This is a genomic window from Fundidesulfovibrio butyratiphilus (assembly GCF_054657235.1).
The window spans coordinates 1-23521 of record NZ_BAAHXA010000003.1 but is presented as its reverse complement, the minus strand read 5'-3'; the positions used below and the strand labels follow the sequence as shown (position 1 = coordinate 23521).

The 23521-nt window shown below is 64.3% G+C and carries 36 protein-coding genes, 1 other RNA gene and 1 riboswitch; of the genes, 31 read left to right on the top strand and 6 right to left on the bottom strand.

Annotated features, from left to right (window positions below; translation table 11 throughout):
* Positions 1-50: 50 nt before the first annotated feature.
* The 5 genes from ACYQ01_RS16300 to ACYQ01_RS16280 form a co-directional block, all read right to left on the bottom strand.
* Entirely contained in the window at positions 51-902 is an 852-nt protein-coding gene (locus ACYQ01_RS16300; protein WP_459934876.1) for an ABC transporter ATP-binding protein, read from the bottom strand.
* A gap of 62 nt (positions 903-964) precedes the next feature.
* Positions 965-1969: a FecCD family ABC transporter permease gene (locus tag ACYQ01_RS16295; RefSeq protein WP_459934875.1), complete on the bottom strand. Its 1005-nt coding sequence runs from the start codon at positions 1967-1969 to the stop codon at positions 965-967.
* Positions 1966-2994, bottom strand: a complete 1029-nt coding sequence (locus tag ACYQ01_RS16290; protein ID WP_459934874.1) for an ABC transporter substrate-binding protein — start codon at positions 2992-2994, stop codon at positions 1966-1968. Before ACYQ01_RS16290 ends, ACYQ01_RS16295 begins: the two co-directional genes overlap by 4 nt.
* Positions 2991-3716 (bottom strand): adenosylcobinamide amidohydrolase, encoded by a 726-nt coding sequence (locus ACYQ01_RS16285; protein WP_459934873.1) that lies wholly within the window; start codon positions 3714-3716, stop codon positions 2991-2993. Before ACYQ01_RS16285 ends, ACYQ01_RS16290 begins: the two co-directional genes overlap by 4 nt.
* The gene (locus tag ACYQ01_RS16280) at positions 3706-5703 is read right to left on the bottom strand and encodes a TonB-dependent receptor plug domain-containing protein (RefSeq protein ID WP_459934872.1); all 1998 of its coding nucleotides are present in this window, start codon (positions 5701-5703) and stop codon (positions 3706-3708) included. The genes ACYQ01_RS16285 and ACYQ01_RS16280 overlap by 11 nt, the downstream gene beginning before the upstream one ends.
* A 116-nt stretch (positions 5704-5819) precedes the next feature.
* Positions 5820-6013: riboswitch (cobalamin riboswitch) on the bottom strand.
* A gap of 566 nt (positions 6014-6579) precedes the next feature.
* Here ACYQ01_RS16280 and ACYQ01_RS16275 point away from each other — a divergent pair.
* A complete protein-coding gene (locus tag ACYQ01_RS16275) occupies positions 6580-7464 on the top strand; it encodes a DUF2333 family protein (protein WP_459934871.1) in 885 nt (294 codons plus the stop codon).
* 620 nt (positions 7465-8084) lie between these two features.
* Here the strand turns inward: ACYQ01_RS16275 and ACYQ01_RS16270 are convergent.
* The gene (locus ACYQ01_RS16270; RefSeq protein ID WP_459933949.1) at positions 8085-8564 is read right to left on the bottom strand and encodes a helix-turn-helix domain-containing protein; all 480 of its coding nucleotides are present in this window, start codon (positions 8562-8564) and stop codon (positions 8085-8087) included.
* 272 nt (positions 8565-8836) lie between these two features.
* Here ACYQ01_RS16270 and ACYQ01_RS16265 point away from each other — a divergent pair, with 272 nt between their 5' ends.
* The 30 genes from ACYQ01_RS16265 to ACYQ01_RS16120 form a co-directional block, all read left to right on the top strand.
* The gene (locus ACYQ01_RS16265) at positions 8837-9265 is read left to right on the top strand and encodes a hypothetical protein (protein ID WP_459933948.1); all 429 of its coding nucleotides are present in this window, start codon (positions 8837-8839) and stop codon (positions 9263-9265) included.
* Positions 9262-9498: a hypothetical protein gene (locus tag ACYQ01_RS16260; RefSeq protein WP_459933947.1), complete on the top strand. Its 237-nt coding sequence runs from the start codon at positions 9262-9264 to the stop codon at positions 9496-9498. The genes ACYQ01_RS16265 and ACYQ01_RS16260 overlap by 4 nt, the downstream gene beginning before the upstream one ends.
* A gap of 20 nt (positions 9499-9518) precedes the next feature.
* On the top strand, positions 9519-11549 hold the full coding sequence (locus tag ACYQ01_RS16255; protein WP_459933946.1) for a Mu transposase C-terminal domain-containing protein: 2031 nt from the start codon (positions 9519-9521) through the stop codon (positions 11547-11549).
* 64 nt (positions 11550-11613) lie between these two features.
* Complete coding sequence (locus tag ACYQ01_RS16250) at positions 11614-12342, top strand: AAA family ATPase (protein WP_459933945.1); 729 nt, start codon at positions 11614-11616, stop codon at positions 12340-12342.
* Positions 12339-12938, top strand: a complete 600-nt coding sequence (locus ACYQ01_RS16245) for a hypothetical protein (protein ID WP_459933944.1) — start codon at positions 12339-12341, stop codon at positions 12936-12938. Before ACYQ01_RS16250 ends, ACYQ01_RS16245 begins: the two co-directional genes overlap by 4 nt.
* Entirely contained in the window at positions 12935-13336 is a 402-nt protein-coding gene (locus tag ACYQ01_RS16240) for a hypothetical protein (RefSeq protein ID WP_459933943.1), read from the top strand. Before ACYQ01_RS16245 ends, ACYQ01_RS16240 begins: the two co-directional genes overlap by 4 nt.
* Before the next feature lie 110 nt (positions 13337-13446).
* On the top strand, positions 13447-13800 hold the full coding sequence (locus ACYQ01_RS16235) for a hypothetical protein (RefSeq protein WP_459933942.1): 354 nt from the start codon (positions 13447-13449) through the stop codon (positions 13798-13800).
* Positions 13797-14027, top strand: a complete 231-nt coding sequence (locus tag ACYQ01_RS16230; RefSeq protein ID WP_459933941.1) for a hypothetical protein — start codon at positions 13797-13799, stop codon at positions 14025-14027. The genes ACYQ01_RS16235 and ACYQ01_RS16230 overlap by 4 nt, the downstream gene beginning before the upstream one ends.
* Positions 14024-14635, top strand: a complete 612-nt coding sequence (locus tag ACYQ01_RS16225) for a DUF3164 family protein (protein ID WP_459933940.1) — start codon at positions 14024-14026, stop codon at positions 14633-14635. The genes ACYQ01_RS16230 and ACYQ01_RS16225 overlap by 4 nt, the downstream gene beginning before the upstream one ends.
* 8 nt (positions 14636-14643) lie before the next feature.
* Positions 14644-14937 (top strand): HU family DNA-binding protein, encoded by a 294-nt coding sequence (locus ACYQ01_RS16220; RefSeq protein WP_459933939.1) that lies wholly within the window; start codon positions 14644-14646, stop codon positions 14935-14937.
* Positions 14938-15167: 230 nt separating this feature from the next.
* Positions 15168-15234: hammerhead ribozyme type II (locus ACYQ01_RS16215), an RNA gene on the top strand.
* A gap of 9 nt (positions 15235-15243) precedes the next feature.
* A complete protein-coding gene (locus ACYQ01_RS16210) occupies positions 15244-15612 on the top strand; it encodes a hypothetical protein (protein WP_459933938.1) in 369 nt (122 codons plus the stop codon).
* Entirely contained in the window at positions 15609-15953 is a 345-nt protein-coding gene (locus tag ACYQ01_RS16205; protein ID WP_459933937.1) for a hypothetical protein, read from the top strand. Before ACYQ01_RS16210 ends, ACYQ01_RS16205 begins: the two co-directional genes overlap by 4 nt.
* Positions 15953-16153: a hypothetical protein gene (locus tag ACYQ01_RS16200; RefSeq protein ID WP_459933936.1), complete on the top strand. Its 201-nt coding sequence runs from the start codon at positions 15953-15955 to the stop codon at positions 16151-16153. Before ACYQ01_RS16205 ends, ACYQ01_RS16200 begins: the two co-directional genes overlap by 1 nt.
* Positions 16150-16686 (top strand): phage protein GemA/Gp16 family protein, encoded by a 537-nt coding sequence (locus tag ACYQ01_RS16195; RefSeq protein ID WP_459933935.1) that lies wholly within the window; start codon positions 16150-16152, stop codon positions 16684-16686. Before ACYQ01_RS16200 ends, ACYQ01_RS16195 begins: the two co-directional genes overlap by 4 nt.
* 14 nt (positions 16687-16700) lie before the next feature.
* The gene (locus ACYQ01_RS16190; protein ID WP_459933934.1) at positions 16701-17114 is read left to right on the top strand and encodes a hypothetical protein; all 414 of its coding nucleotides are present in this window, start codon (positions 16701-16703) and stop codon (positions 17112-17114) included.
* Positions 17115-17126: 12 nt separating this feature from the next.
* A complete protein-coding gene (locus ACYQ01_RS16185) occupies positions 17127-17324 on the top strand; it encodes a hypothetical protein (protein WP_459933933.1) in 198 nt (65 codons plus the stop codon).
* Positions 17321-17566, top strand: a complete 246-nt coding sequence (locus ACYQ01_RS16180; protein WP_459933932.1) for a hypothetical protein — start codon at positions 17321-17323, stop codon at positions 17564-17566. The genes ACYQ01_RS16185 and ACYQ01_RS16180 overlap by 4 nt, the downstream gene beginning before the upstream one ends.
* A 1-nt stretch (position 17567) precedes the next feature.
* The gene (locus ACYQ01_RS16175) at positions 17568-18101 is read left to right on the top strand and encodes a hypothetical protein (RefSeq protein ID WP_459933931.1); all 534 of its coding nucleotides are present in this window, start codon (positions 17568-17570) and stop codon (positions 18099-18101) included.
* A complete protein-coding gene (locus ACYQ01_RS16170; protein ID WP_459933930.1) occupies positions 18094-18504 on the top strand; it encodes a hypothetical protein in 411 nt (136 codons plus the stop codon). Before ACYQ01_RS16175 ends, ACYQ01_RS16170 begins: the two co-directional genes overlap by 8 nt.
* 157 nt (positions 18505-18661) lie before the next feature.
* A complete protein-coding gene (locus ACYQ01_RS16165) occupies positions 18662-19012 on the top strand; it encodes a hypothetical protein (protein ID WP_459933929.1) in 351 nt (116 codons plus the stop codon).
* Positions 19013-19289: 277 nt separating this feature from the next.
* Complete coding sequence (locus ACYQ01_RS16160; RefSeq protein WP_459933928.1) at positions 19290-19868, top strand: Rha family transcriptional regulator; 579 nt, start codon at positions 19290-19292, stop codon at positions 19866-19868.
* 1 nt (position 19869) lies between these two features.
* On the top strand, positions 19870-20097 hold the full coding sequence (locus ACYQ01_RS16155; protein ID WP_459933927.1) for a hypothetical protein: 228 nt from the start codon (positions 19870-19872) through the stop codon (positions 20095-20097).
* A 188-nt stretch (positions 20098-20285) separates the two neighbouring features.
* Positions 20286-20849 carry a transglycosylase SLT domain-containing protein gene (locus tag ACYQ01_RS16150; RefSeq protein WP_459933926.1) on the top strand — a complete coding sequence of 188 codons (564 nt, stop codon included), beginning with the start codon at positions 20286-20288 and terminating at the stop codon, positions 20847-20849.
* A 141-nt stretch (positions 20850-20990) separates the two neighbouring features.
* Positions 20991-21407 carry a hypothetical protein gene (locus ACYQ01_RS16145; protein ID WP_459933925.1) on the top strand — a complete coding sequence of 139 codons (417 nt, stop codon included), beginning with the start codon at positions 20991-20993 and terminating at the stop codon, positions 21405-21407.
* A 1-nt stretch (position 21408) separates the two neighbouring features.
* Positions 21409-21609: a TraR/DksA C4-type zinc finger protein gene (locus ACYQ01_RS16140; protein WP_459933924.1), complete on the top strand. Its 201-nt coding sequence runs from the start codon at positions 21409-21411 to the stop codon at positions 21607-21609.
* A gap of 3 nt (positions 21610-21612) precedes the next feature.
* The gene (locus ACYQ01_RS16135; protein ID WP_459933923.1) at positions 21613-21981 is read left to right on the top strand and encodes a DUF2730 family protein; all 369 of its coding nucleotides are present in this window, start codon (positions 21613-21615) and stop codon (positions 21979-21981) included.
* Positions 21978-22274: a VpaChn25_0724 family phage protein gene (locus ACYQ01_RS16130; protein ID WP_459933922.1), complete on the top strand. Its 297-nt coding sequence runs from the start codon at positions 21978-21980 to the stop codon at positions 22272-22274. The genes ACYQ01_RS16135 and ACYQ01_RS16130 overlap by 4 nt, the downstream gene beginning before the upstream one ends.
* 11 nt (positions 22275-22285) lie before the next feature.
* Positions 22286-22825 carry a phage protein Gp27 family protein gene (locus ACYQ01_RS16125; RefSeq protein WP_459933921.1) on the top strand — a complete coding sequence of 180 codons (540 nt, stop codon included), beginning with the start codon at positions 22286-22288 and terminating at the stop codon, positions 22823-22825.
* Positions 22822-23521: terminase large subunit domain-containing protein (locus ACYQ01_RS16120; RefSeq protein ID WP_459934870.1), on the top strand; the 700-nt coding region annotated here is incomplete at its 3' end. The genes ACYQ01_RS16125 and ACYQ01_RS16120, both read left to right, overlap by 4 nt.

Sequence of the window (23521 nt, the reverse complement as noted above, 5' to 3'; positions counted from 1 at the left end):
GACATGCCCCGCGAGGGAAGCCGCCATGCCGGTCCAGGCCGGGCGCTGTTTCACGCCTGCCGGCCCTTTGCCGAGGACCGGGCGTCCGCTGGTTTTTCGCGGCCCAGGTCGGGTGAAGTCTTTTCGTCCGACCCTTTTCCGATTCGCGGGGGCGGCGTCTCCGGGACGGACCGTTGCCTCAGCGCGGGACCGGGGAGGGGAGCGGCGCGGGGCGCTCCGCTTTCCGGCGCCCGATCCACGGCCATGGGCCATTCGTAGACATGCGACAGGATTTCCGGTGTGAACGCCTGGTCCGGCGGGCCAAGCGCCGCCACCTTGCCGGCGTGCAAAAGAAGCACCCTTCCGGCGTAGGCCGCCACCGGGTTGAGGTCGTGGGAGACCAGCACCAGGGTCAGGCCGGTCCGCTGGCGCAGGTCTTCCAGCATGTCGAGAACCAGCATCCGGTGCCCGGGGTCCAGGCTGGCCGTGGGCTCGTCCAGCAGAAGCAGCTCGGGGTCGCGGCACAGGGCCTGGGCCAGCAGCACGCGTCCGCGCTCCCCGCCGCTCAGGCTCGCCAGGGAGCGGCGTTCCAGGCCGACTACCCGCGTCAGGGCCATGGCCCGGCGCACGGCCGCGCGATCGTCTTCGCCGGCAGTGCCCAACAGACCCTGCCGGGGGGAGCGGCCCAGCATGACGGCCATCTCCACGGTGACGTTCAAGCACGGGTCGCCGAATTGGCCCAGGTAGGCCGCTTCGCGGGCCAGGTCGGTCGGGCGCAGGCGAGCGATATTGCGCCCCAGAACGGTCCCCTCGCCCCGAGAGGGCCTGATCAGCCCGGCCAGCACGGACAGCAGGGTGGATTTGCCCGACCCGTTGGGGCCGGCCACCACGAAAAATTCCCCCCGGTCGATGCGAAGATCCAAGGGCCCCAGCACCGTCCGGGTCCCGCGGCGCGCTTCCAGACCGCGGATGTCCACCGCCGGGATCACGAGCCGGAACGCCTGTACAGAACGAGAAACACCGGCGCGCCGACCATGGCCGTGAGCACGCCCACGGGCATGGCCCCCTCCCTGGACAGCAGCCTGGCTCCCACGTCGCAGGCGGTCAGAAATCCCGCTCCGAGCAACGCCGAGCAGGGGACGAGCAGGCGATGGTCGCAGCCGGCCAGCAGGCGCGCCACATGGGGGCAGACCAGGCCGACAAAGCCCAGCAACCCGGTGCGGCTGACCACGGCGGCGGTCATGAGAGTGGCCGAAACCACGAGCGTCGTCTGGGTCAGGCGCACCCGAATCCCCAGGTTGGCGGCGGCCTCGTCGCCCAGTTGCAGCAGGTTCATGCGGTGCGACAGGGCCAACGCCACGCCCAGGCAGGGCAGGACCACCAGGGACAGGGGAAAAAGGCTGGCCATATCCGCCGAGGAGACGTCGCCCATGAGCCAGACCAGGCTGGCGCGGACGCCGTGGTCGCGGGCCGTGGAAAGAAAAAACAGGATGGCCGCCGAGCAGAACGCGTTGACCATGACGCCCGAGAGCACCAGTGCCTCGGGGCTGAGCTTGCCGGAGCGCACGGAAAGGGCGGCCGCCGCCGCGAAGGCCGCGAGCGCGCCGGCAAAGGCCAGGGGCGCAGCGCCCCAGAAGGCCGACAGTCCGAGGAGCATGGCCGCCACCACTCCCAACCCCGCGCCGCCGGAAACCCCCAGGATATAGGGTTCGGCCAGGGGATTTCGCACCACGGCCTGGTAGACCAGTCCCGACACGGCCAGGCAGGCCCCGGCCAGGGCCGCCAGCAGTCCGCGCGGCAGGCGCAGGCGCCAGACGATGGCCGAGGTCGTGGCGTCGGCCCCAGCGGGATCGAACACCGCCCGCAGGGCTTCGTCCAGGCCGAGCCCGCTGGAGCCCAGCACCAGCCCGGCCGCGAGCCCCGCCGCCAGCAGACAGGCCAGGGGCGGGCAGAGCCGAAGCAGACGGCGGGAGAGCGTCGGCGCGTTCACGGCTGATCCTGACGGGGAAAAGCTTCCGGGTGGAGCAGGCGGGCCATCTCTTCCAGCCCCAAAACCAGGCGCGGCCCGGGGCGGTCGTACAGGTCCGAGTCGAGAATGTGAATGCGTCCGGACTTCACGGCGGGCACCTCGGGCCAGTCGGCCCAACGGGATCTGGCCCGTCCGAAACGGTCGTGTCCCATGGTGGGGATGAAAATCACCTCGGGCCGCAGGGCCACGGCCTGCTCCAGGCTGAGGCGGGGATAGCCGGACAGGGAGGCGCACACGTTTCGTCCTCCGGCCAGGCGGATGAGCTCGTCGAGAAAGGTGTGCGCTCCGGCCGCGTGCATGGGGGCCATGCCGATTTGGTAGAGCACGGCGGGTCTGTCGACGGTTCCCCTGACGGCCTCGGCCACGTCTTGGATGCGTCGTCGCATGGACAAGGACAGGGCTTCGGCCTGGGGCTTGGCGTCCAACAGGTCCCCCACCCGGAGGATGGAGCGCGACACCGCGTCCAGATCGGTCGTGTCCAGGAGTTCGACCCGGAGTCCGAGTTCGCGCAATCTTTGGACACAGCCGGGAGGGGTCATGCCGGTAACGCCCAGGCACAGGTCCGGGGTCAGGGCCAGGATGCGTTCTACGTCGGGATCGGCATAAGAGCCTACCCTGGGCAGACGCGCCGCCGCCTCGGGAGAGTCGCTGAACGCGGCGGCCCCGACCAGACGGTCGGCCTGACCCAGCGCGCAGGCTATTTCGGCCACGCTGGGCGCCAGGCAGACCACCCGAAGGGGAAAACCGGGGGCGGCGGCGACCGTTTGGGCCGGCTTGGCCCGGACATGGGGCGGCGCTTGGGCGTCCGCGGGTTGCCAGGGCGAAGCGGCGAACGCGCGTCCGGCTTCTCCTGGACCGGCCAGGAGCAGGAACAGGAACAGGGTGTGGGCCGTCACGAGCAGCCGAACGGCCGAGGGGACCGGTGACCGGAACACCGGCGGAGACGTGGACACGCGAGGGCGCGCGGGCAAATAACCGGCGGTCACGTCCGTCTCCGAATGGCGATGCGCAGGGCGTGCATGGCCGTGCGGGCCAGAATTTCGCCCAGGGGAACGTGCTTGCCGCAGAACCGGTGGACGGAGCCCGGTCCACTGGCCACCACGGTGCAGTCCGTACCTGTTCCTGTGGCGGGCCGCCCCGTCAGGGTGCTGGTGATGTTTTGCTCGCCGAGAATTGCGGCCTTGGCCTCGGTGAGGATCATGAGGGCTTCGGCCAGGGCCGCGTCGGTCAAGTGGGCGTCGGTGACGGCCAGGATGTTTATCGTCCCGGCGGGCGGGGTGGTTCCGTCCGGCCGCCAGTCCGCCGGATCACCGGCCCGCCTGGCATTGGCCAGCCCGGCGGTCACGGCCACGCTGACCCGCGTTTCGCCCGCGCACAGGCTCGCCGTGCCGAGGGTCCCCAATTCGGCAGCGGTCATGAGTCCGACGCTGGGTCCGCTCCAGCCCTGGGCCTTGGCGTAGTCGGCCAGGGTGCGTTGCGGCGGGGCGAAGCCCCGGGTGCGCCCGGCCAGGTTGGCTCCCACCTTGAGGATGAAGAGCCGCGTGGCCCGGGACAACCCGCCGCACAGGGGGGCGTTGCCGCACGTGCGCCAGAGCCCGGGCAGGGTGAGGCACACGTGACCGGGGCCGCGTTCCAGAACAAGCCCGCCGGGCCCGGCGGTCACCAGGGGAGGCCCCGCCGCCAAGGCGGGGCTTTGTCTAGAACGCATAGCGCAGTCCGACGCTGAAGGTTCTGCCCGGCATGGGATAGCCGCGAACGTAGCTGTAGCGTTCGTCGGCGATGTTGTTCACGGAGATCGAGGCTTCCAGCTTTTCTACGGGGCGGTACGAGAGCTTGGCGTTGAAGACGAAGAAGGGGTCCTTGTCCACCACGTTGCCGTAGGCCGGGGAATAGGGGTTGAAGTCCTGCACCTTTTGATCGCCCTGCCACTGGGCGGAGAGGTCAAGGCGCAGGGTTTCGTTCCAGCCGATTTGCAGGCCGGGGGTCAGGGTGTAGCGCGAAAGCCCGAGCACCGTGTCCGTGCCGCGCGCGTTGACCAGGGTGTCGTCGAGCTCGGCGCGTTCGAAGAACCAGATCCAGTTGAGCGACGGCGTAAGGCTGAAACGATTGGTTCCGGCGTCGAACGTGTGGGTGTAGCGCACGAAGCCTTCCAGGCCGGAGAGCCGCCAACCCGAGGAGTTCACCCATGTCTGGGACGCGGTTGCGGGCAGGGTGGCCGTGGTGATGGCGTCGTTGTAGGCGGTGTTGAAGTAGGTCCCCGAGAATTCCAGTCCGTTCCAGGTCACGTCCGCGCCGGCCTCGCCGGTGACGCTGGTTTCGGGCTTGAGGCCCGAATTGCCCAAATACCACGTGCCCCACTGCTGAAAGCGTCCGCTGAACTTGTAGGCGTCGGGCGGGGTGAAGGCCGAGCCGGCCGTGGCGCGCAGGGTCAACCAGTCAGTGGCGTTCCAGTTCGCGCCGAATCGCCAGCTCAGGTGATCCATGGTCTTGTCCCGCGAAACCACGTCGCAGAGCACGGTGTTGCCGTTTATGCGCAGCTGGTAGTTGTCGTATCGCAGTCCGCCAAGCAGCGTGATGTCGCCCAGAGTGAGCTTTTCCTCCCCATAGGCGGCCCAGTTCGCGTAGCGGGAATCCGGTGCATAGACCCCGTCCCCGTCGCGTTTTTCCTCGGTGTTCTGGTATCGCGCGCCCAGGGTGAAACGGCCGAACGAAAAGGTGGGCACGGTGACGCGTCCGTCCAGGCCGATCTGATCGGTATTGAACTTCGAGCTGTCGTAATAGGGCGTGTCGGTGTTGTCGTACTCGTGCCGGTTGGCCCAGAAAGCCAGCCGCCAGTCCACGTCGACGGCGCTGGAGCCGCCGGTGTAGGTGGCGGCGAAATTCTTGAGCACGTCGTCCACCTTGGCGCTGGGGGTGCGCGAATAGACCGGGCCGGGATCCCCCACGTCGTAGGCGTTGAAGAAGTTGGCCATCAGGTGGAGGGCGTGTCCTTCGACGGGACGAATGGTCACCGTGCCCGAGGCCGCGCCGTCGTGGTAGGCGGTGTTGGGGTAGCGCCATCCGCCGCTGGCGTCGTAGGCGTCGACGCTGGTGACGCGTCCGGCCAGGCTGGCTCCCAGCGAGCCGTTTTCCAATCCGCCCTGGATGTCGGCCCGGGGCTCGACGCGGTTGAAGCTACCGTAGCGGACTTCCGCCGCGCCCGAGGGTTTGCCCTTGCCGCGCCGGGTGATCACGTTGATGACCCCGCCCATGGCCGAAGCGCCGTAGAGCACCGAACCCGGTCCGCGCATGACCTCCACCCGCTCCACGTTGCCCAGGGGGATGAGCGCCAGGTTGCCCGTGGCCACGGGGTTGCCGTCCACCAGAACCAGGGTTTTGGCGTCCATGTTGGCCCCGGGCGAGGCGTAGGTGTCGAAGCCGCGCAGCTTGGCGCTGGAATAGGCCCCGGGGTACTTGGTCACCGAGGCCGGAACCTTGAGGGCGACGAGATCGTCCAGTGTGGAAGCCCCGAGTTCGTCGATGGCTTTTCGATCGATGACCTGGACGTGGACCGGGGTCTGGGTGCTGGCCGAGGGCTCGGCCGTGGCCGTGACCACCATTTCCGGCAGTTCGCGTGGTTGTCCGCCACGATCTTCGGCCAGGGCCGCGCTGGCCGAAAAAAGAAGCAGAGAAAGGACTAACGCCGCACAACGCATAAAAAAACCTCCTTCTTCATCGGGTTGAAGAGGAGGCTTCGAGGAGGGAACGGACGAAAAGCCCCATCCGTCTTCGGAAAGGGGACGCGTCCGCGTTTCGGCTTGGCCTCGAAGCCTACGACACGCTGTCGCAGGCTGGTTTCCCGGCTTAAGGATCGTTCTACTCGCCGCACCTTCCCATCCGCGCCCTGGCGGACAGTGGCGTCACGCGGCTTTCGTCCCCTCTTACGGTTGCGGGCCAGCGCCGGACTTTCACCGGACTTCCCATTTCGCCTCATGGATATTGAGGACCTGCGACGTTGGCAGTGGCCCTACAACCGGGAGTGCGCCCTGTCAAGGCGAGGCCCGAAGGGGCGCGCGACCCGTATTGCGGGCTGCGGTCCTGTTCGGGGAGCGGCGCGCCGCTCCTGTTTTTCAGACGCACATCGGGAATGCGCGGACCCGGTGGCGCAGGATCTTCGCGCGGTCACGGTTTTGTTGTTATTTCGTTCGCCGGCCCTTCGTGGGGCTTTGGTGGGGCGGAGGGAGGCCCGGAGTCTGACAAATAGGCGGGAAAAGTCTCTCCTTTCGGTTGGGTTCGGCTTCCAGGCGAGGTCGCGGGGCGAAGTGCCAAGAAAAACGATAGTATGACACGCCTTGACCTGATTCAAGGAACGAGTTAAAAAATTCACAAGAAGATGGAGTCGTTCAAAATTGGTGTTGGCAGCCGCTGACTCCTGCCGCTGACAAAACGGTAGGAGTTTTTTCAATTTCAATCTGACTGATCATTTTTGTCTTGGGGGAGGTCGTATGTCACCCATTTTTCGTGTCCAGGGCGTATTGTCTGCTGTTACTTCGGCAATAAAGCAATGCAAGAGAGTCCGCTTTGGAAAACCAGTGAAGATCCTGCTGGTCGTCCTGTTGCTCGTCTGCCTTTATTATGGTGTTGGGCAAATTTCAGGACGTGTCAATTCGGAATATCTTCCCGAGCATGAACTTGCTTCCGGGAAAAGTCACATCATACAAACGATGAGTGACATGATCGAGCGCGAACTCGATACCGGATGGGCTCCCAGCGCACTGGTGTCTCCAATCAGAATGCGCCTGGACGTGAAGGCTTTTCAAAGGGGCGAGCATTTTGTTCTTCGGAGAATGAGCCAGCACATACCTCATCTGTTCAGAATCGGAGCTGAAAGCCCCGCGGGAGCGGAGTTGCTCGACGCAGCCGACGATTTCAATAGAAGCCCTGATTCGTGGTCTCTTTTCAGTGAAGATGACAGCAGGGACCGTTTTGCCCAGGGATTGAACCGCTACAAGTCTTTTAATGACCGCCTGGGAAAGGGAGAAATTCCCCAGTTGAGTCCGAGAAGCGATCAGCTGGAAGATATCATCAATGAGATGAATGCGATACTCAGTTCAGAGTACACGCGCTTGAGAAACGTGTACAGGGAAGGAAATTACGTGTGGAACGTCAGGGGCGCGTTTTATCATGCCCAGGGCGTTGTCTACGCCACGAGTGAATTGTTCAAGGCCATACAGCACGATTTTCAGCCCGTGTTGGAACGGCAGTCCGCTGTCAATACGATGAATATTTTGATTGAAACATCAGGCGGCAGTGTCGGGGAAAAGCCGGCCCTTGTCCTCAATTTCAGCGGGTTTGGCGTGCTGGGAGGAAACATTCATGCGCTGATGGGCACTATTTCCGATACGCTTGTCCAGCTTAACGCCTTGCGAGACGCCATCGCCAGGGGGACCGGCAGCGGAGTGGGGAGCAGACCGTAGCGATTCATAGCAATCCCGATTGGATGTGTCGTCAAGAGGACGTCAGGCCCGGGGCGCGTTGTGTTTGCGCCAGGACTTGACGTCCTTTTGCGTTTGCAAGCGGGGATGTCGGGCGTGCGGCGGTGGATCACGTTGTCCTGGCCCGACGGCAATGAAACGCCCATGTTCGGTCGACACCTTCGGACAATCGCCTTCTGTCCCCGCTGCTCGCATCGGCAATAGAACGTGGGACAAGAGTGGAAACGACGAGCCGAATCGCTCGCACATCAGTGTCTTGCGACACTTGGTTCTGGTTCTAGGCTGAGCCGGGATATGTCGGGAGAATGTGGGATTTAATGGGACGCCAGCCCAATGATTGCGCCAACTTGGCCAGCGCCTGGCAAAGCGTTTTCGGCCTGGGCGCGCGAAAGTTGCTTTTGCACGTTTTTGCCCAGGCCGAGGCCAAAACGACAGTTGCTTTTGCACAAGCGCGCCCAGGCCTCATGCCGCTTCTCCAGGCAAAACGACAATCGTATATACGAAATCCATTCGCATTGTTTATTGAAAGCTCGCGTGTATTTCCGTAGGCATAGATAGCTACGATTCTCATCGCCTCACAATGGTCAATAGACATCTTCTGGTTACGCGATTTTCCTGGCCGATTCATCCTGCATCACCTCGGTAGAGCCCTTGTCTGGCGCGGCTCGGGCCTCAAGCCTGGCCAATTCCACGCGTAGGTCGGCATTCTGCTTGAGCAGTTCCCGGTTCTCCTGCCGAAGCTCCCGGTTCTCACCCCGCAGTTCCCGGTTCTCTTGGCGCAGGGCATTGATCTCGCTCGTCGGGTCAACACCCGCTGGCTCAATGGCCGTTGTGGCGTTGGGGGCAGGCGTTGTTTGGTCGCTGCCTACGGTGACTGGGCCATCGCCAAATAGAAGCCATTTGGGCTCTACACCAAAGGCGAGGCAGATTTGCCTGGCAGCAACCAAATCCGGTTCAGATTCCCCACGTTCATACCTTCCTAACGTATTTTTGTGAATCCCAGCCACCTGAGCGAACTCGGCTTGGGTTCGCTTACCGCGAATAAATTTCAGACGTGCGGCTGTCGTTGAGGGGGTGTCCAAGTTTGCCTCCCGAAGTTGGACAGGAAGTCGGACACGCCATTTTTTACCAACACATTGAAATAGTGTTGGAAAAAATTTTTCCCGTTTTTTTAACTTGGACACAAAAAACGAATTGACCAACTACCAAAAACGGGGCAAGAAAGTCCTGCGGGCGGTGCCAAAAAAACATTGCCAAATTACACCTTGAGTCTACCGCCCGCGAAAACCTGGGTCAACGTCAATCGGAACACCAAAAATTGACGCCGACCCGCTGGGTGGGACCGATGAGGCAGATGAGCTTGTTCGAGGGCGACGCACAGCTGGCCGGGCTGATTCCGGCCGTGCGGGCCGCCATGAACGCAGCCGCCGGGCTCGATCCGGACGGGCGCAAGCTCCTGGTCGACAAGATCAACGCCCTGGCCGCTTCCGGCGGGGTGCGCCTCACGGCCGGCAATACGAAATCCATCAGCAAGGACACGCTCGACAAGTGGTTGTCGCCTGCGGACCGGGACCATGTGCCAAACCTGTTGGCCGTGGTCGTCTTTTGCCTGGCCACGGGTGACCTGCGGCCCATGCGGGAGGCGCTGCGGCCCTTGGGTGCGGACGTGATGACCCCCGAGGACCGCAAATATGCCGCTTATGGCCGCGCGATAATCGAGCAGAAAGCCAAGGCCAAGGCCAAGCGCCGCCTTGAGGAGGAATTGTTGGAGGGACTGTCATGATGGAGACGGGAATGCGCCGGGATGCCTGGAAAATCCGTGGTCACCTGCGCTCCAAAGGGATGGGCATGAAGGACGTCCAGCGGGCGCTGGGACTCCGCAACTACAGCCCGGTCAGGGAGACCATCATCGGCCAACGGAACCACCGGAAGGTGCTGGCGTACCTGTTGGAATTGGGGTGCTCGGAGAAGTGGTTGGACCTGCCGGAAGACATGAAATCCCAGCGGGCGGCGTGAGCTACAGGCGGTAGGAAATCGTGAAGGATACATACACAACAGCTGAAATCGCTATGGTGCTCGGCATCGCAGTGCGGAGTGTCACCCGTCGCGCCGGCCGCGAGGCCTGGCCCAGCGCGGACGGCCGCGTGCGGGGCGGGGGCCGGTTGTATCCTCTCGCGTCCCTGCCCGCCGACGTGCGCGAGGCCCTGGCCGAAGGGCCGCTCGTCGCTCCGGTGGACTCCATCCGCCGGCAAGAGCCCGTGCCCCTGCCGCCGGTCAAGGCCGAGGTGCTCACCAAGTGGCAACGCCAGGTGCGCGACGCACGACTCATCATTTTGCGCGAGCTGGAACGCATGTCTCTGCTCGAAGGCATGCCCAAGGCGATGAAACACTTCCTGGCCCTGGCAAACGAGGGGAGCCTCAACGAAGCCCTGGACCGGGCCGTGGTCACGGCCAACGCCCGCAAGGGCAAGCGCCGGGCGCTGTGCCTCTCGACCCTGCGCAACTGGCTGGACGTGCTGCAAACGCAAGGCCCGGACGGTCTGGCCCCGCGCATGCGGCCGTACAAGCCGCTGCCAACATGGTTGCCGGTCTTCCTCAAGGAGTATCGCCAGCCGCAGAAGCCATCCATCGCCTGGTGCCATGAAAAGCTGGTGGCCGCTGGCGTCGAGCTGCCCGAATTGCGCACCGTGCAGCGCACAATCAAGAGCCTCGGCGCGTTGGAGGCCAACCGGGGCCGCATGGGGCCGAGAGAGCTGAAGCGGCTCAAGGCCTACGTCAAGCGCGATTTCGATGACCTGTTGCCCACGGATGTCTACACGGGCGACGGCCACACCGCCGACATGATGGTGCAGCACCCGGACCACGGCCGGGCTTTTCGGCCGGAGATCGTCTCGATCCTGGACCTGGCCACCCGCAAGTGTGTGGGCTGGAGCGTGGGCCTGGCCGAATCGTCGCTGCTGGTCGCGGACGCCTTACGTTGTGGCGTCGAGCATGGTGGAATCTCCGCAATTTTCTATTCGGACCGGGGGGCCGGCTTCCGCAACGACATGCTGGACGGCCCGGGCCTTGGCATTTTGGCCAGAATCGGCACGAGCGTCGAACACTCCATCCCCTACAACTCGCAGGCCAGGGGCGTGATCGAGCGCTTCCAGGCCATGTGGATACGCGAAGCCAAGGCCTCGCCTTCCTTTGTGGGCAAGGACATGGACCGTGAGGCTAAAAAGCTGATGTTCGACCGCGTCAAGGCGGAAGTGAAGGATTTTGGTCGGGCCAAGAGTCTGATCGAGTGGCCGCAGTTCCTGGCCTGGGTCGCGGGCCGGGTCGAGGCGTACAACGACCGGCCCCATTCCACGCTGCCGGTGATCCGTGACGAGGTCACGGGCAAAAAGCGCCACCGGTCCCCGAACGAACAGTGGGACGCCCTGGCCCCCCAGGCGGACATCATCATGGAGTCGCCCGAGGTGCTGGCCGATCTCTTCCGCCCCTATGCCGTCAAGCTGGTCAAGCGCTGCTGGGTCAAGATCAACGGGGAGGAATACTTCAGCCGGGCCTTGACCCCCTACCACGGGCAGGAAGTCATGGTGGGCTACGACGTTCACGATCCTTCCCGCGTCTGGATTCGCGACCTGAACGAGCGCCCGGTCTGCACGGCCGAACTGAACGGCAACGTCCACGACTATTTCCCCAAATCCGTGGTCGAAAAGGCGCGCGAAGACCGGGCCAAGGGCCGCATGGAGCGCGTGCAGCGCAAGGAAGAAGAAATTTTGGCTGAGTTGAACGGCGGCAAGCCGGTGCTGGAGGTTTCGCCGCTCTCCAATAGCGAGCTGGTGCTCCACCAGCGGGTCTCCCAGGAGATCGAGACGGCCAAGGTTTTGCCGCTCAAGCCGGAACGGGAAACCGAGCGCGACCGCTTTCGGCGCGCGCTTGGCCTCGAACGCCGGCTGAACGCCGGGGAAAACATTTCGCCTGAAGAGACTGTGTGGCTCGCCCGGTACCGGACATCGAACGAGTACCGGGCCGAGGCCAGCCTGTACGAAGATTTTGGCGAGGCGATGTTTGGCGGATGAACGGTGAGGCCCCGACCGCTGCCACGGTCGAGGCCCCGAAACGAACCAAAAAGGAGACGTCAAGATGCAGCAAACCGTCGCAAAAGACAAGACCATCGCGCCCCTGCTCAACGTGAGCCTGTTCGCCGGGCTGGTGGAGACCGTGATGAACCGGGCGCCGGATTTGCCGGGCATGGCCTGCTTTTACGGGCCTTCGGGCTACGGCAAGACCTTTGCATCCACCTACGCGTCCAACAAGTACCGAGCGTTTGTCGTGCAAATCAAGTCGGTCTGGACGCGCAAGAAGCTCTGCGAGCAGATTTTGAGCGAAATGTCGATCGACCAGGAGCGCACGGTGCCCGCCATGGTCGACCAGATCGCCGAGGAACTAAGCAACTCCCACCGGCCGCTCATCATCGATGAGGCCGACTTCCTTGTGCAAAAGGGGCTGATCGAGATTGTCCGCGACATTTACGAAAGTTCGAACTCCTCAGTCATCCTGATCGGCGAAGAAAATATGCCAAGCGCCTTGCGCAAGTGGGAGCGCATCCACAACCGCATGCTGGACATGAAGCGCGCCCAGCCGGCCAGCCTTGACGACACCAGGCACTTGGCGCGCCTCTATTGCCCGGGCGTGGACCTGGCCGACGACATGCTTGCGGCCATCCACGAGGCGGCGGCCGGGTGCACGCGCCGCATCTGCGTCAGCCTGGACCGGGTGCGCGACTACGCGGCCGCACGGGGAGCTACGGCCCTGTGCCGGGCCGACTACGACGGCGAGCTGTTCAGCGGCCGTCCCGGGGGACGGTCGTGATCACGGCCAAGCTGCAACGCCCGCCAAGCCGCCAGGACGTCTGGGACGTGATGCGCGAGCGCAGGGAGTTTGTGGCCCAGGACCTCGTTCGCTTGACCGGAGCGACCCTCGCCATGGTCGCGGACTACATCGCCAGTCTGCGCAAGGCCGGATTCGTGGCGATCGCGGGCGAAACCGAGAGCCCGGGCGGGAATCCGGGATCGTTCAAGCGCGCGCTGTACCGGCTGGTCAGGGACAACGGCCGCGAAGCGCCGAGGGTGCGCAAGGACGGCACGTCCTGCCCGCCGACAAAACGCGAGAGCATGTGGCGCACCATGCCGGGCCTGGGCGCCTTTACCGCGCGGAACCTGGCCCTGGCCGCGTCAACGGAAGACGTGCCCGTGCTTGAGACCGACGCCCAGGATTACGTTTCGCATCTTTATCGCGCCGGCTACCTGGCCCTTGTCAAGCCGGCCTCTCCCAAGGGCGGCAAGGCCGTGTACCGGCTGGTGAAACGCACGGGGGGGCTGCCGCCCCAGGTGCTGCGCACCAAGGCGGTCTATGACCCCAACCGCAAGGAAATCGTGTGGATGGACCTGGGCGGGGTGACCTCATGATCCCCTCCCGTATCCCCCGCGAAACCGCCCTGGCCAAGGCCCAGGCGGCCTGGGGCGCGGACCTGCCGGATTGGGTGCGCGAGCTGGCCGTGCAGTGCGACCAGGCGGCCAGCATGGCCAAGGTGGGCGCGCAGCTGGGCGTCACCAAGGGCGCGGTGAGCCGCATTGTCCGCAACGACTGGACGAGCGACACCACGCGCATCGAAGAGGCCGTGCGCCGGGCTTGGCTGGCCGAGTGCGTGATCTGCCCGGTGCTGGGCGAAATATCCCTGGCCGAGTGCGAGGCCAACCAGGCCCGGCCCTTTTCGGCCGCCAACAACATGCGGGTGCGGCTCTACCGCGCCTGCCGGGACGGCTGTGCCCACAGTCGATTGACCGATGACCGTGCGGGGCATTGACCGGTCAATCCGCCGGCTGGGGCAACCCGCGTCACGGCGGGCGACGCCGGCCAGAAAGTGGCGGCGGCGCGAAGAGCGGGCCACCAAACGTCAACTCGAGGGGGTGCTGCGTGAGTACGCAAAACGCTGACATTCGGCGGCTGGAGCTGCTGGTGGGCTCGGTACACATCACCCTGCAGGACGCGACGCGCCTGCCTGACGACACCAGGCGCAAGCTGCTGCGTTGCGCCTGGGTGGACCTCGGCCGAGCGCGGGACGTGATTGCGAGGTGCCGCCTCGACGGGCTCGACCGCATGCAGACGCGCCTTACCCAGGCGAGCGTGGCCCTGACCGACGCCATCAAGACCGCGAAGCCCCTGCTGCGGGCCGAGCTGCTGACGCGGGCGCACGAGCATGTGCTGGCAGCCATGAGCGATTGCAACCACCTGGCCAAGCGCCAGACTACTGCGGAGGAATGTGCATGATTGCGAGCGAAATACAGACCGTGCGGCTGGCCCTGGGGACCGCAATGGAACGCGTGGACCAGGAAACTCGGGCGGTCCTGCTGCTCTGCCGCGAGCGCCTGGACGCCACGGCGGACCTGGCCGGAGAACTGGAGGCCCAGGTGGTGGCCACGAGAGCCCTCGAAGCCGCCAATCGGAAGGCGAAGCGCCGGTGGCAGACTCTCACGAGCAAGGACGGCGCGCAATGACCGCCACGATACCTGAAGGCTACATGGAAGACCCCCAGGGCCGCTTGGTGCCCCTGGCCATGGTCAAGGACGTGGACCTGGCCCGGCACGAGCTGGTGCTCGAGGTGGTGGGCAAGGCCCGCGCCGTTCACGATGACCTGGCCAAATTCCAGGCCGACGTCCAGGCCGACGTTGCCGCCTTCGTCCAGCTCTCGGCCGAACAGTACGGGGTCAAGATCGGCGGCGACAAGGGCAACCTGTCCCTGGTCTCGTACGATGGCCGGTACAAGGTGCAGCGCCAGGTGGCCGAGACCTTGGCCTTTGACGAGCGCTTGCAGGCCGCCAAGGCGCTTGTGGACGAGTGCATCACCGAATGGACCACGGGCAGCCGGGACGAAATCCGAGCCCTCATCAACGACGCCTTTCAGGTGGACAAGGAGGGCAGGATCAACACCGGCCGAGTGCTCGGCCTGCGCCGGCTCAAGATCGACGACGACCGGTGGCGTCAGGCCATGCAGGCCGTGAGCGACAGCCTGCGGGTGGCCGGCAGCAAGACCTACCTGCGCGTCTATGAACGCCGCGAAGACGGCAAATACGTGCCCATCGCCCTGGATTTGGCGGCGATGTGAGGGGATTTATGACCAAGCAAGAGTTGATCGACCGCATTGTTTGGACGCTGAAGACGGACGCCGAGACCATGCACATCGGCAAGAAGCATGTGGCCAGCGTGCTCGACATCGCCGGCGACGTGATCGCCGCCGAGCTGCTGGGCGGGGGCGAAGCGCCCCTGCCTGGCCTGGGCAAGCTGGTGACCCAGGCGACAAAGGCCCGCCAGGGACGCAACCCCCGGACCGGGGAGCCTCTCGACATCCCCGCCGGCCGTCGGGTGGCGTTTAATGCGGGCAAGGCCCTCAAGGAGGCGCTGAAGTGAGACGCTTAACTGAACATACGGACGAGGCCGCCACTGCGTTGGTGGATACGTGGAACTTGCACTACCCGATTGGGACGGAAGTCAAAGTGGTCAAGGATCGGGGCGAGGTCCTGGAGACGCGCACGCGTTCGCAAGCTTGGATTACTCCTTCTGGCGGCGTGTTGGTCATGATTGTGGGGATATCCGGCGGCTATAGCCTCTCGCGTGTCATCCCCATACCCCAAGCCTGATTGCGAAACCGCCCCACGCGGGGCGGTCGTCGGACGGTGGCGCGTCCGGCCTGACGAGCAGCCGAAAGGAAATATCGTGGCAAAACGCAACAAACGTGATTGTGCAACATGCGGCTGGGGTGTCCATTGGGAACGTAGCGGTTATGACGGCAAGCTGCATGGTCGTTGCATGTTCAGACCGTCTTGTCGCGTCCCGCGTCACTATGGATTCGCAGCCGGGTTTGGCGAAGAAACGCCGATGCCAGAAGACTGCCCGGCATGGAAGAAACCGCGAGATATGTATCTCGTGCCAGAGTGGAAAGAAGAACATCTTGAATATCTTGCGCGAGCAAATGACTATAAATGCAGAAAAATTTCAGAGGTTGCTCAACAGATTAGAGACGAAAGAGCGAGGCTTCTCGCCGAAGACCCGGAGATGGCCAAGCGCTTGGGGATACAGCAATGAACCGTAAACCAAAAAACTTCACCGTGACCCTCGAAATTGGGGGAAAGTCGTATGGCTCAGTTTCAAAAACGACGTGGGAGCAGGCTGTTCGAGCAGTGAACAAAGCGGAATGTGGAACAAAGCCAAAGCGGGTCACGGCGGCCACCATTCGGGCGGCCCTGAAGAAAAAGGTCAAGGAAGAACTGTCGCAAGAGCAACGCCAGAACATCCTGAACCTGATGTGGTCCGGGCTCACAGTAGCCGAAATCGCCACGCAAGCAGGGGTGACGCATGAAGTCGTTCAGGGAGTGTTCGAACTGAACATCAAGACGGTGAAAACGCTTCGCAAGGAGTCCCTGTGATGTCTGCCCCCAAACGCTTCCTCCCCGGCCGCGCCTACGGCGGCTCCTTGGCCGTGATCGACACCCACCGCAAGGGCCGGGCGGTCTGCATCGTGCTGCCGGACCCGGAAAAACCCGGAGCGGCGGACAAATTGGCCGTGATTTTCGCTGACGCGTTGAATCAGCTCCACGAGAAAAGCACCGGAGGGAAAAAGGCATGAGCGCCGCACAAAACTACCGCAAGGCCCTGACCACGAAGATCCACGTGGCCAAGGCCCAACTGGGCATCAGCGACCCGGACTACCGCGCGTTGCTCCAGACCATGTTTCGGGCGGCCAGCTCGAAGGCCCTGACCACGCGCCAGCTCGACCAGTTGTTGCGCCACTTCGAGGACAACTGTGGCTGGCAGCCGCGCACCACCAAGGCCCGCAAGGGCGACAAGGCCCCCAGCGAAAAGGCTCTGCGCCGCACGCCGATGCTCACGAAGATTGAGGCCTTGCTGGCCGAGCTGGCCAACATGCAGGACGCCTTTGTGCCGTGGGACTACGCCCACGCCATCCTCAAGCGGATGTACAAGGTCGACCGCCTGGAATGGGCCACGCCCAACCAGCTGCGCGCGGTGATCGCGGCCCTGGACAAGCGCGTGGCCAAGCTCATCAGGCAGGCGCTCGAAGACAAGGACACGCGCCTCGAAGTGCTGCGGGTGTGGCGCGAAAGCATGCGCAAGGCCGCCGGCCTGCGCGAGACCGTTTAGCGAGCGTTTACAGCGTGGACCAGGTCAACACCTCCTCCCTCGATCTGCCCGGCGTGCTGGCCGAGATCGCGGCCGTGGCCGGCGAGGCCGCCGCCGTGGCCGTGGCCCGTGCCAAGGGCGGCACGCGGGCCTACCTGCCCGGTCCGGACCGCTTGCTGCCTGGTCACTGGCTGGTGGCCGCCGTGGGGATGGAGGCCGCCCAGGCCATCGCCGCCCGCCTGGGCGGCGGCGACGTGGAGATACCGCTGGGGCCGTACGCCGGCAACCGGGCCAGGGTGCATGCCGCAATCCGCGAGGCCGCCCGGCGAGGCGAGTCCGAGGCCGCCATCGCCCGCCTGGTCGGAGTAACGGACCGCACCGTGCGCAACCTCAAGGCCGCCCGGCGGGACCGCAAGGGCCTCCGCTCCGACCAGACCACGCTGTTTTGAGGAGTTTTGCCCATGACTGAGGAATTTACATTGTGCAACGCGCTGCTGGCGCACGGCTCGGCCCGCTCGATCCTGCTGGTGCTGGACGACGGACGGTCCGTGACCCTGCCGGATAGGCTGTTGCGCTATGACCGGGACGGCGCCCGGTGCGGCGAGAAGATCACCCTGGCCATGCCCCTGTGGCTGGCCAGAAAGGAAGGGTTGCTATGAACGCGCTGGAACGCTTCAACAAGGCCAAGGACGAATACGTCGCAGAAGTCGAGCTGATGTATATGGCTGCGGAGAAGATTTACGGCCCTGACGATCCCTACATGGAACGCATGGCCGCCGCGATGGAGCGAATGGCGGCCGGTTTGCGGGCCGGCAGGTTGCAGGCCGAACGCAAGGCGGAAGCAGAAACGCCCGGCATCGTCGCCCAGATGGGCGCGTATCTCCGGAGCAAGGCGCACTGACATGGCTGACGACGGTCGCGTGATCGAAGTGGATTTCACGAAGCGCCAGCCGCCCGTGATACAAAAGACGTTCGCGGATCTGCCCCCATGCTCCCACAAGGTGATCGCGGTGGACAGGGGCGCGCGCCGGGTCTTTTGCGACGCCTGCGGTCAGGAACTTGACCCCATCCAGGTGCTTATCGACCAGGCGAGCGGCCATCGCCGCGTGGACCATCGCATCCAGGAGTTGAGGAAGCTGCAAGCCGAGATGTCCGAGCGGGAGACCCTGCGGTTGCGCCTGGCGGCCGACCAGGCCAAAAACCGCCTGCGCATTGTTTCCGGTCTGCAAGACGCGGGGCCAGGCGAGCGCGTTGTGCAGATCGCGGTCAAGTGTCGCGCCACCGGGAACAGCTATGGCTTTTTCGTGGCCATACCGACCAAGCGGTGGCGCAAGGGCTTTGATCTCGCCGTGCTGGAGCTGCTCGCCCCTCGACTGTTCAACGTGTTTCAGTGGGTTTGGACAGGGCCGGCGTTTGAAGGTGAGCAAAATGGCTGACCGTCGCCGGCCCGAGGCCCGTATCACCCTGGAGACTCCCGCCGGCCGGCGCGTGGCCGAGTTGTTCCCGGCGGAGCTGTTTGCCGGGCGCCCTGGCGCCACGCCCGGGCGCTACCGGGTGCGGATCGATCGGGCCTGGTACGCGCCGGGCGAAAAGTACGTGTTCGTGACCTTGCAGGAGGCCTTCGCCGTCTTGGCCGGCCTGGCGGGCGTGGCCCCGTCCGAGCCCGCCCCGAAGATCCCCGTGGGTAGTTGGGTGCGCGTCCCCAGCCGGGTGATCGCCGGCGCGAAGCTCTACACCCGCACCCACACCATCCGCCCGCCGTTCCAGGGTGTGGACGGCCGGTGGCGGGTGTTTTGTGCGCTGTTCAACGCCCCTGTTCTTGTAGACGATATCGCCTGACGCCCGGTGTTTACCAGATGACGAGATTCGTTTACACGCTTGCGCAGAGAACCTTTGAGCCTGCGGGAGAATGTGTATGTGGATATTCGTTGCTTGGATAGTGTGTGGAGTCGCTACGGCGGCCGTCGCGACCTAAAAAACGGGATGGGTACCTGCCATGAAAAGACTGTTTCTGCTCGTCGTTTGTGTAGCCCTATTCTGCTCAACTGCCTATGCCGGATGGCCACCGACTCAAAAAGAAGTGACGGAAGCGATTAAGGCCGCCGTTATCATGAGTCGGAAGGGGTATGTAACTGTTGATATTGACAATAACACCGCATTTATTGAGCCTCTTGGGTGGAAAGGCTTCACCACGCAAGACAAGATGCTTTTCACGTTGACCATCATGAGAGTGTTCTCTGAAAAACGTGGCGGAAACCAGCCTTATGTATTCATCCGCGAACAAGTCAGTAAAGACCTGCTGGCTACAGGTTTCCTCGAAGACGGGCGAATCGAGCTGAAGCGTTGAAGGTCGCCAGTCCCCGTGAGCAACCTTGACACCACCGAACGTTTCAGGCATGGGCCGTCCAGGAGCCTCAGAACTCCTTTATCGTAGGACGGCCCCACGCCCGTCAGCCGTGCCATAGGCGCGCAAGCGCCGTTTGTTTTACCTGACCGGTTCTCTGCCGGGTGTGGGCTAATACAATACCTTTCGGGGGAATACGCCCGCCGCTCCTACGCGGTTCTGAGCACCCGGCAGTTTTCATTTCCGAAGCTGTCCATCAGAAAATTGTAGGAGGCCTTTCATGTCCACGACCATTTCCCTTCCCACCCCCGCGATTTCCGTTGAGTTCCTGTCTGGCGAGCGTCCGGCTGTTCGGTCTGTCGAGCTGGCCCAGCATTTCGGCTTGCAGCACAAGCATGTGCTGCGCGACATTGACGGATTGCGGAAGAAGCTTCCGGCATCCTTCACTGAGCCCAACTTTGGGCCGAGTGAATACCGAGACTCGACCGGCCGCACCTTGCCCGCCTTCCTCCTCACCCGCGACGCCTTCACCCTGCTCGTCATGGGCTGGAACAGCCAGCGGGCCATCGAGTGGAAGCTCAAGTACATCGAAGCCTTCAACGCCCTGGAGCGTGCCGCGTTGGAGAACGCCCGGCAACAGGCCCTGGAAGACGCGGCCACGGCCCGGCGCGAGGGCGTGGCCGTTGGGGCCAGGGCCGTGCTGGCGGTCTCGCCGGAGCGTTTGCAGGCCTTTCGCCGGGTGGTGCGCTACAAGCGCATGGGGCTTTCCACGTCCGAGGTGGCCAAGCTCATGGACATGGGTGCGACAACGGTGCGCATGTGGGCGCGCAAGGCCCGCACCCTCGGCCTGGAGGCGTAGCATGCTGGTGGACCCTGACGACACCTGCGCGGACCTCTTGGAGAAGGTAAGCGAGCTGACCGGCTTTCTGGCCGAGGCCGTTCCGGCCTGGCTCGACCACGGTCCGGGCTCGCCGGCTCCTTCGCCCAGGGCGGTCGCCGGCCTGAGCTGGATAGCCCTGCTGCTGGCCGACATGGCCGACCAGGCGGCCAAGCGCCACCGGCTGGAAACCCAACGCCAGGCGGCCTGACGCCGAACACCGACAACCAACCGGCCCCCGCTCACGCGGGGGCCTTTGTTTGACATCGCCTATTTGATCTGCGAAGAGGCAGAATAGGCCGCCCCTCCCGACCACCCCGGAAAATTTTCCGGGTTAGCCTCCCGCCCGCCAAATTCTACACCGTCCACGTTGCCAACCTCAACGTGGACGGTGTTTTCATGCACATCATCTTCTCGTCTCCCGGTGTGTTCTCTTCGTTTGTGACCGACATGGCTCCGGGGTATCGGATACCCCCCGAGATCGCTTTGGCCTTGGTCCACGTGGAATCCGGGGGCTGCTATGACGCCTGGAACCCTGAACCCCGCTACAATTACCTGTGGGACGTGCGGGAAAACCGACCTTTCAAACGTCTCACTCCCGCTGAATTGGCGTCCAAGTACCCCCCCAAGGGCTTTCCGGCCCCGCCCGGCGTTGATCCCGACGCCGAGTACTGGGGCCAGCAGGCCAGCTGGGGCCTGGGGCAGATCATGGGCGCCAACGCCCGGGCCTTGGGCTACAATGGCAAGTTTTTGACCGGCCTGTGCGAACCCGGCGTGGGGCTCTCCTACGCCCTGCAACACCTGTCCCGCCTGCGCGACCAGTTTCTTGCCTCCACCGGCTGGCCCGGAGTGCTGGCGGCCTACAACGCGGGCTCCCCGCGCAAGACGCCTGACGGCACGTGGGAGAACCAGGCCTACGTGGACAAGATCGCCCTGGCCCTGGGCGGCGCGTGGCCGTCGTGAGGGCCTGGCTGCAACAGTGTTGCAACGCCGCGCATGTGTACTGCCGGCTGCGCGGTCTCGGGCTCTCAACCTCTCGGGCCAGGCGCTGGGCCGCAACCTGGGAGCGTCTCGTCAACCGCATCCTCTACAACAGGTGACCCCATGTACGACATCAAACCTTGGTATCGATCGACCGGCGTGGTCGGCGCGCTCATTGTGCTGGCCGGCGCGTGTCTCAACCTGCTGGGCATGCATGTGTCCAGCGAAGACCTGGTCTTGCTCTGCCGGGAGCTGACGACCCTGGCCGGGGCCGTGGGCGGCGTCATGGCCTTGATCGGCCGGCTCAAGGCCACGGCCGCCATCGGCAAGCCGGCGCTGATCACCGGGAGCTACGTCGGCGGCGCGCTGGAATCCGTCGATCCGCCCGCCGGGCCGTATCTCGCTTCCGTGGCCGAGCCCATTCTGTCCGTCCGGCCCGAAGCGCCGCCGGTGCAGGCCCCGCCCGCGCCGCAACCCGCGCCCGCGCCCCAGCCGGCCCCTGTCGCTCCGGTCCCGGCGGGCAGTGATGGATGCTTGTGACATGGCTCAAGAGGCGGAACGCGTCTACCTGGCCCAGGCTCTGGCCCGCGCCGGGCAGGCCGCCCCCCGGCAGAGTCAACGCACGCGCGCCGGCCGCGTCGTCTGCCTGGACTGCGGCGAGCCCATCCCGGCCGGGCGGCTGGCCGCCGTGCCTGGGGCGTGCCGGTGCGTGGGATGTCAAACCGAATACGACGAGGGGTAAACAATGGAAGAAACAACGCTCAAGTGGGCGAGCATCATCGTCCCCTGCGTCGTACTGGTGTTCCAGAGCGTGTTGGCGTGGGCCAGCTGGTCGATGAACAAGAAGTTCGTGCCTAGCGAAGAGTGCGCCAAGTGCCGCGAAGAAATGAGCGGCCGGGTCGCCAAGGCCGAAACCACGCTCACCTGCCTGGACTCCCGGCTGGAGCGCCTGCCCTCGGAAAGCGACATCCGGGCGCTTTCCGCCAAGCTGAGCGAGCTTGGCGGAAAGATCGACACGTTGTCGGCCCGGATCGACGGCCAGGAACAGGTCATGGAACGTGTTGAACGCCCGCTCAATCTCTTGATGGAACACCATTTGCGAGGTGCGTCGTGAATCAGTTTGCCGCGCTCGTCAGCGAGGACCGCCGTCTGGGCATCCTGCGCTTCCTGGCGGAAGACAAAGGGTTTTCTCTCAACACCAGCGTATTGCAAGACGCCTTGTGCGCCATCGGTCACACCGTGAGCCGCGACGAGGTACACACTTTGGCCGCCTGGCTGGCCGAGCAGGGGCTTGTGGAACTGGAAAAGGTCGGTCCCGTGACCGTGGTCAAGATCACCGCGCGCGGCGTGGACGTGGCCTCCGGTCGGGCCGAGCAGCCGGGCGTGAAACGTCCGATGCCCCGGTAAACGGGGTAAACATGGCTCGCAAGTCCACCGTGAAACAACTGCCCAAGGCGGTTCAGGAGAGCATCCACCGCCTGTTGGATTCCGGGCGTACTCTCGACGAGATCGTCCAGCACCTGGACGCAATGGGGGCCAAGGTCTCGCGTTCGGCGCTTGGACGCTACGCCCAGAACTACGAAGAAGTCGCCAAGAAGCTTCGGGAAACCCGCGATATCGCCACGTTCCTGGGCTCGCGCCTGGACGATCTGCCCAACAACGTGGGCCGGATCACCACGGAGCTGCTCCACAAGCTGCTGTTTCAGGTGACGCTCAAACAGTTGGACGCCGACGATCCCGATGTGAGCGCCCGCGACCTGATGGCCCTGGGCAAGGCCCTCAAGGACACCATCATCGCCACCAAGACCAGCGCGGACATGGAGCTGCGCATCCGCGAGGCGGCCCGCAAGGAAGTGGAGGCCGAGGCCAAGCAGAAGATGGGCGAGGCCGTGGGCACGGGCAAGCTGGACGCCGAGGCGGCCGAAGAGGCGCTTCGCATCCTGGGGTTTGGCGGATGAGCGACACCCTGCTGCATTTTCATCCTTACCAGATGGCCTGGAAAAACGACCAGGCCCGGTTCAAGATCGGCATGCTCTCCAGACAAATTGGCAAGACCTTCACCACCAGCGCCGAGATCGTGGAAGACTGCATCCGGGCTGAGATTGAAGGCCGCCGGGTGCGTTGGGTCATGCTGTCTCGGGGCGAGCGCCAGGTCAAAGAGACCGTGGAAGAGACGATCAAGCCCTTCACCAAGGCGTTCTACCACGTCTATGGCGCGCTCAAGGGCGCGCCGGTGTTCGAGGAGCAGAAGTTCCACACCGGCGGCGACGTGGCCTACCTGGCCCAGGAGGTCAAGTTTCCGGGCGGCTCGCGCATCACCGGCCTGCCGGCCAATCCCGACACGGCGCGCGGCTATTCGGCCAACGTCTACCTGGACGAATTCGCCATCCACGACAATTCCCGCGAAATCTGGAAAGCCCTTTTCCCGGTAATCTCCAAGAACGGCTTGCGGTTGCGCATCACCTCCACGCCCAACGGCAAGGACAACAAGTTCTACGAGATTTGGTCGGCCAACGACAATGTCTGGAGCCGCCACCGCGTGGACATCCACGAGGCCGTGCGCCAGGGCCTGGACCGCAACATCGCGGAGCTGCGCGCGGGCCTGAACGACGAAGAGGCCTGGGCGCAGGAATACGAGCTGCAATTTCTGGAAA

What these genes read in the sequence shown, in the direction of transcription:
- ACYQ01_RS16195 (WP_459933935.1), top strand. Translation starts at nt 16,150, where the DNA reads ATGAGCGCCGCACAAAACTACCGCAAGGCCCTGACCACGAAGATCCAC.
- ACYQ01_RS16185 (WP_459933933.1), top strand. Translation starts at nt 17,127, where the DNA reads ATGACTGAGGAATTTACATTGTGCAACGCGCTGCTGGCGCACGGCTCG.
- ACYQ01_RS16240 (WP_459933943.1), top strand. Translation starts at nt 12,935, where the DNA reads ATGATCCCCTCCCGTATCCCCCGCGAAACCGCCCTGGCCAAGGCCCAG.
- ACYQ01_RS16125 (WP_459933921.1), top strand. Translation starts at nt 22,286, where the DNA reads ATGGCTCGCAAGTCCACCGTGAAACAACTGCCCAAGGCGGTTCAGGAG.
- ACYQ01_RS16230 (WP_459933941.1), top strand. Translation starts at nt 13,797, where the DNA reads ATGATTGCGAGCGAAATACAGACCGTGCGGCTGGCCCTGGGGACCGCA.
- ACYQ01_RS16135 (WP_459933923.1), top strand. Translation starts at nt 21,613, where the DNA reads ATGGAAGAAACAACGCTCAAGTGGGCGAGCATCATCGTCCCCTGCGTC.
- ACYQ01_RS16265 (WP_459933948.1), top strand. Translation starts at nt 8,837, where the DNA reads ATGAGCTTGTTCGAGGGCGACGCACAGCTGGCCGGGCTGATTCCGGCC.
- ACYQ01_RS16260 (WP_459933947.1), top strand. Translation starts at nt 9,262, where the DNA reads ATGATGGAGACGGGAATGCGCCGGGATGCCTGGAAAATCCGTGGTCAC.
- ACYQ01_RS16155 (WP_459933927.1), top strand. Translation starts at nt 19,870, where the DNA reads ATGCTGGTGGACCCTGACGACACCTGCGCGGACCTCTTGGAGAAGGTA.
- ACYQ01_RS16145 (WP_459933925.1), top strand. Translation starts at nt 20,991, where the DNA reads ATGTACGACATCAAACCTTGGTATCGATCGACCGGCGTGGTCGGCGCG.
- ACYQ01_RS16140 (WP_459933924.1), top strand. Translation starts at nt 21,409, where the DNA reads ATGGCTCAAGAGGCGGAACGCGTCTACCTGGCCCAGGCTCTGGCCCGC.
- ACYQ01_RS16205 (WP_459933937.1), top strand. Translation starts at nt 15,609, where the DNA reads ATGAACCGTAAACCAAAAAACTTCACCGTGACCCTCGAAATTGGGGGA.
- ACYQ01_RS16250 (WP_459933945.1), top strand. Translation starts at nt 11,614, where the DNA reads ATGCAGCAAACCGTCGCAAAAGACAAGACCATCGCGCCCCTGCTCAAC.
- ACYQ01_RS16220 (WP_459933939.1), top strand. Translation starts at nt 14,644, where the DNA reads ATGACCAAGCAAGAGTTGATCGACCGCATTGTTTGGACGCTGAAGACG.
- ACYQ01_RS16170 (WP_459933930.1), top strand. Translation starts at nt 18,094, where the DNA reads ATGGCTGACCGTCGCCGGCCCGAGGCCCGTATCACCCTGGAGACTCCC.
- ACYQ01_RS16180 (WP_459933932.1), top strand. Translation starts at nt 17,321, where the DNA reads ATGAACGCGCTGGAACGCTTCAACAAGGCCAAGGACGAATACGTCGCA.
- ACYQ01_RS16285 (WP_459934873.1), bottom strand. Translation starts at nt 3,716, where the DNA reads ATGCGTTCTAGACAAAGCCCCGCCTTGGCGGCGGGGCCTCCCCTGGTG.
- ACYQ01_RS16200 (WP_459933936.1), top strand. Translation starts at nt 15,953, where the DNA reads ATGTCTGCCCCCAAACGCTTCCTCCCCGGCCGCGCCTACGGCGGCTCC.
- ACYQ01_RS16165 (WP_459933929.1), top strand. Translation starts at nt 18,662, where the DNA reads ATGAAAAGACTGTTTCTGCTCGTCGTTTGTGTAGCCCTATTCTGCTCA.
- ACYQ01_RS16175 (WP_459933931.1), top strand. Translation starts at nt 17,568, where the DNA reads ATGGCTGACGACGGTCGCGTGATCGAAGTGGATTTCACGAAGCGCCAG.
- ACYQ01_RS16225 (WP_459933940.1), top strand. Translation starts at nt 14,024, where the DNA reads ATGACCGCCACGATACCTGAAGGCTACATGGAAGACCCCCAGGGCCGC.
- ACYQ01_RS16160 (WP_459933928.1), top strand. Translation starts at nt 19,290, where the DNA reads ATGTCCACGACCATTTCCCTTCCCACCCCCGCGATTTCCGTTGAGTTC.
- ACYQ01_RS16280 (WP_459934872.1), bottom strand. Translation starts at nt 5,703, where the DNA reads ATGCGTTGTGCGGCGTTAGTCCTTTCTCTGCTTCTTTTTTCGGCCAGC.
- ACYQ01_RS16150 (WP_459933926.1), top strand. Translation starts at nt 20,286, where the DNA reads ATGCACATCATCTTCTCGTCTCCCGGTGTGTTCTCTTCGTTTGTGACC.